The organism is Sphingomonas sp. (genome assembly GCF_035758555.1).
Classification (GTDB): domain Bacteria; phylum Pseudomonadota; class Alphaproteobacteria; order Sphingomonadales; family Sphingomonadaceae; genus Sphingomonas_B.
Genome location: NZ_DASTXI010000010.1, coordinates 1 through 3293, shown reverse-complemented (window position 1 = coordinate 3293; position 3293 = coordinate 1). Strand labels below are relative to the sequence as shown.

4 protein-coding genes are annotated in these 3293 nt (G+C 66.1%); 3 read left to right on the top strand and 1 reads right to left on the bottom strand.

What is annotated here, in order from left to right; all coding sequences use genetic code 11:
• The 3 genes from VFT73_RS00590 to VFT73_RS00580 all read left to right on the top strand — a co-directional run.
• A partial coding sequence (locus VFT73_RS00590; RefSeq protein ID WP_326408157.1) for a GFA family protein occupies positions 1–459 on the top strand: 459 nt, incomplete at its 5' end.
• Between the two features lie 63 nt (positions 460–522).
• Positions 523–1272, top strand: a complete 750-nt coding sequence (locus VFT73_RS00585; protein ID WP_326408156.1) for an electron transfer flavoprotein subunit beta/FixA family protein — start codon at positions 523–525, stop codon at positions 1270–1272.
• The gene (locus VFT73_RS00580) at positions 1269–2204 is read left to right on the top strand and encodes an electron transfer flavoprotein subunit alpha/FixB family protein (RefSeq protein WP_326408155.1); all 936 of its coding nucleotides are present in this window, start codon (positions 1269–1271) and stop codon (positions 2202–2204) included. The genes VFT73_RS00585 and VFT73_RS00580 overlap by 4 nt, the downstream gene beginning before the upstream one ends.
• A 157-nt stretch (positions 2205–2361) precedes the next feature.
• Here the strand turns inward: VFT73_RS00580 and VFT73_RS00575 are convergent, their stop codons facing one another.
• Complete coding sequence (locus VFT73_RS00575) at positions 2362–3219, bottom strand: SDR family oxidoreductase (RefSeq protein WP_326408154.1); 858 nt, start codon at positions 3217–3219, stop codon at positions 2362–2364.
• Positions 3220–3293 lie beyond the last annotated feature (74 nt).

Sequence of the window (3293 nt, the reverse complement as noted above, 5' to 3'; positions counted from 1 at the left end):
GGCGGCGTGAGCAACGACGGCGCAATGGAAGGCGGGTGCCGCTGCGGCCAGGTCCGGTTTCGCGTGACCGGCCGGCCGCTGCTGACCATGGCCTGCCATTGCACCGGCTGCCAGCGCATGACCGGTGGCGCCTTCTCGCTGTCGAGCGCCTATCCGGGCGACCGCTTCGAGGTGATCGCGGGCGAGCCCGCGATCGGCGGCCTGCACGGTTCGCCGCGCCACTTCCACTGCCCGCATTGCATGAGCTGGATGTTCACGCGGCTGGACGGGCCGGACGTCGTCAACGTGCGCACGACGATGCTCGATTCCGTGCCGGACGCACCGCCGTTCGTAGAGAGCTTCACCAGCGAGGCGCTGCCCTGGGCCAGGACCGGCGCCCGCCACAGCTTCCCGCAATTCCCGGCCATGGAGCAGTTCCAGCCGCTGATCGCTGAATACGCGGCCACGGCGGCTACTTGACGTTCGCGTAAACGTTAGACACTGGAATAAGCCGCTCTCGCGAGACCACGAAGGAAGAGTGACATGAAAATCCTCGTCCCCGTCAAACGGGTGATCGATTACAATGTGAAGCCGCGGGTGAAGCCCGATGGCACCGGCGTCGACCTGTCGAACGTCAAGATGAGCATGAACCCGTTCGACGAGATCGCGGTCGAGGAAGCGATCCGCCTGAAGGAAAAGGGCGCGGCGACCGAGATCGTCGCCGTATCGATCGGGCCGGCCAAGGCGCAGGAGACGCTGCGCACGGCGCTGGCGATGGGCGCCGACCGCGCGATCCTGATCCAGACCGATGACGAGGTGGAGCCGCTGGCGGTCGCCAAGCTGCTGAAGGCGGTGGCGGACGAGGAACAGCCGGGGCTCGTCATCCTCGGCAAGCAGGCGATCGACGACGATTCGAACCAGACCGGGCAGATGCTCGCCGCGCTGATGGGCCGGCCGCAGGGTACGTTCGCCTCCAAGGTCGAGCTGTCGGGCGACACCGTCACCGTGACTCGTGAAGTCGATGGCGGCCTGGAGACAGTCAGCCTGAAGGCGCCGGCGATCGTCACCACCGACCTGCGCCTGAACGAGCCGCGCTATGCGTCGCTGCCGAATATCATGAAGGCGAAATCGAAGCCCTTGGCGCAGAAGACGCCGGCTGATTACGGCGTCGACACCGCGCCGCGCCTCAAGACCCTGAAGGTGGCCGAGCCGCCGAAGCGCTCCGCCGGCGTCAAGGTCGCCGATGTCGACGAACTCATCACCAAGCTGACGAACCTGGGAGTGGTCGCATGAAGACGCTTGTTCTCGCCGATCACGACAACAAGGTGCTGAAGGACGCGACGCTTGCCGTCGTGACCGCAGCGGCGAAGCTGGGCGAGGTTCACGTGCTCGTCGCCGGCAGTAATTGCGAGCTGGTCGCGGACCATGCCGCGAAGGTTGCGGGCGTATCGCTCGTGCTGCTCGCCGAGGATGCGGCCTATGAGCATGAGCTGGCCGAGAATGTCGCGCCGCTGATCGTCAACCTGATGGCCGACCGCGACGCGTTCCTGGCGCCCGCGACCTCGACCGGCAAGAATGTCGCGCCGCGCGTCGCCGCTTTGCTCGACGTGATGCAGATCTCCGACATCCTCTCGGTCGAGGGGCCGGATACGTTCACGCGGCCGATCTATGCCGGCAACGCGGTCGCGACCGTGCAGTCGTCGGACGCGAAGAAGGTCATCACCGTCCGCGGCACCGCGTTCGAGAAGGCGGCGCGCGAGGGCGGCAACGCCCAGGTCGAGAAGATCGGCACCACCGGCGATGCCGGCCTGTCGAGCTTCGTCTCGGCCGAGCTCAGCAAGTCCGAACGGCCCGAACTGACCAGCGCCAAGGTGATCGTCTCGGGCGGCCGCGCGCTGCAGAATGGCGAGAATTTCCACGCGCTGATCGAGCCGCTCGCCGACAAGCTGAAGGCCGCGGTCGGGGCCAGCCGCGCGGCAGTCGATGCCGGCTATGTGCCGAATGACTATCAGGTCGGCCAGACCGGCAAGATCGTCGCGCCCGAAGTCTATATCGCGATCGGCATTTCCGGCGCGATCCAGCACCTCGCCGGCATGAAGGACTCCAAGACCATCATCGCCATCAACAAGGACGAGGACGCCCCGATCTTCCAGGTCGCGGACATCGGCCTGGTCGGCGACCTGTTCAAGATCGTGCCGGAGCTGACCGAGAAGCTGCCGGGCTAGTCAATCCTCCACTCAGCCCTGCTGAGGGGAGGGGGACCGCTCGCGCAGCGAGTGGTGGAGGGGCCGGAGCGAAGCGGAGGTTAAGTTCGGCAGCTGCGCTGCCGCCCCTCCACCATGCTTCGCATGGTCCCCCTCCCCTGCTTCGCAGGGGAGAATTTCAGCTCCCCACGATCTCGCCGCCGTTCGGGTGCAGCACCTGGCCCGACATGTAGCTCGCATCCTCGCAGGCGAGGAACAGGAACGCCGGCGCGACTTCGTTGGGCTGGCCCGGCCGGCCCATCGGGGTGTTCTTGCCGAAATCCTTGAGCTTTTCGGGCGGGGCGCCGCCCATCGGGTTGAGCGGCGTCCAGATCGGACCGGGCGCGACCGCGTTTACCCGGATTCCGTCCTTGACCAGGTTCTCTGAAAGCGAGCGGGTGAAGGCGGTGATCGCGCCTTTCGTCGCCGAATAGTCGAGCAGGCCGGACGAGCCCTTGTACATCGTCACGCTGGTGCAGTTGATGATCGCGGAGCCCTTCTTCAGGTGCTTCTGCGCCGCCTGGACCAGATAGAACATCGCGAAGATGTTGGTCTGGAAGGTGCGCTTCAGCTGCTCCTCGGTGATATCCTCGATATTCTTGTCAGGGTGCTGCTCACCGGCGTTATTGACCAGGATGTCGAGCCCGCCCAGCTCGGCGACGGTGCGTTCGACCGCCTGCTTGCAGAAGTCCTTGTCGCCGACGTCGCCTGCGATGCGGATCGCTCGGCGGCCTTCGCCTTCGACGATCTCGCAGACTTTCTGCGCGTCGTCATGCTCGCGCAGATAGACGATCGCGACGTCGGCGCCTTCGCGGGCATAGAGTGCCGCGACCGCACGGCCGATGCCGCTGTCGCCGCCGGTGACCAGCGCGACCTTGCCCTGCAGCCGGCCGGAACCGGGATAGCGCGGCTGCCAGTCGGGCTTCGGCTCCAGCTGCGACTCATGGCCCGGTTGAGGGTCTTCGTGGATCATCGGCTGGACGTCGGTGTCGCTCATCGCCTCACTCCTGCTTCAATTGCGCTTTCAAACGCGCGACGCGCGGCGGCGTTCAGCGGAGGGACGAATGGAAT